The organism is Sphingopyxis sp. CR5, from assembly GCF_059693785.1.
In genome coordinates this window covers 1-1,052 of sequence record NZ_JCATIE010000026.1, presented here as the reverse complement: position 1 = coordinate 1,052, position 1,052 = coordinate 1, and the positions used below count along the sequence as shown (strand labels likewise).

The following is a 1,052-nucleotide window of genomic DNA, read 5'->3' as shown; positions in this document are numbered from 1 at the left end:
CGCACTTTAGCGGCAATCAGGCGCACTGCCCCTAGGGCAGAAGCACCCGTTTCACCCTCAACAGGTTGTGCAGCCCCGCCAGGAGATAGAGCCGGTTGGTATTTTTCGCCAGACCCCGGTAGCGAACCTTGCTGTAACCGAACATGCCTTTGATCACTCGGAAGGGATGTTCCACTTTGGCACGTACGCTGGCTTTGATGGTTTCGCATTCCAGCGCAACCTTCGACATCGTGGAGCGCTTACCAGGACGCTCAGCGATAAACCAATCCACTTTACGGTTCTTGTGCTCTTCGCGTTTCTCGATACCGCAATAACCCGCGTCTCCCCAGACACGTTTCTCTTTACCATGCAAAAGCTGGTCTGATGCCGTCAGGTCATGCTCATTCGCGGCGGTAGTGGCAAGGCTATGAATCAGACCCACCGTGTCATCGACGCCAATATGGCACTTCATGCCAAAGTGCCATTGATTGCCTTTCTTGGTCTGGTGCATCTCCGGATCACGGGCCTTACCTTTGTTCTTCGTCGAGCTGGGCGCTTCGATAATCGTCGCATCAACGATGCTGCCTTCCCGAACCATCAGGCCATGTCGTGCCAACTGACGGTTGATCTTCTTGAACAGCTTCTTGCCAAGAGTGTGCTGCTCCAGCAGGTGCCGGAAGTTCAGGATCGTTGTCTCATCAGGAACCCGAGAGAGCCGAATCCCTGCGAAACGGCGCATAGACTCGATCTCATACAAGGCATCTTCCATCGCCGGATCACTCAGGTTGTAGATGATCTGCATGACATGAATGCGCAGCATGCTGGAGAGCGGATACGGCGGCCGGCCAGTGCTACCGGAGGCGTAATAGACCGCAATCGTGGACTCCAGCGCCTTCCAGGGTAGCAACTGATCCAACTTCTCAAGGAACACTTCCCGCCGGGTCTTGCGCTTCTTGTGTTCGTATTCGGCTTCGGCAAAAGTCAGCTGGCTCATGGCATTCCCGGAAAGTGGCTGATAGAAAGCCCTGATTATGGCAAAGTCGGGGAGTTTTTCAGAGGTTCCCTAGCGGATT

Annotated in this window: 1 protein-coding gene; it reads right to left on the bottom strand. The window is 54.7% G+C overall.

Annotated features, from left to right (window positions below; translation table 11 throughout):
• Positions 1–31 precede the first annotated feature (31 nt).
• Positions 32–973, bottom strand: coding sequence for an IS5 family transposase (locus AC58D2_RS20595; protein WP_064782570.1), 942 nt, complete (start codon positions 971–973; stop codon positions 32–34).
• Between the last annotated feature and the right edge of the window lie 79 nt (positions 974–1,052).

Bases quoted from the DNA above. Each gene is read 5' to 3' on its own strand.
- AC58D2_RS20595 (WP_064782570.1), bottom strand. From the start codon at position 973: ATGAGCCAGCTGACTTTTGCCGAAGCCGAATACGAACACAAGAAGCGC.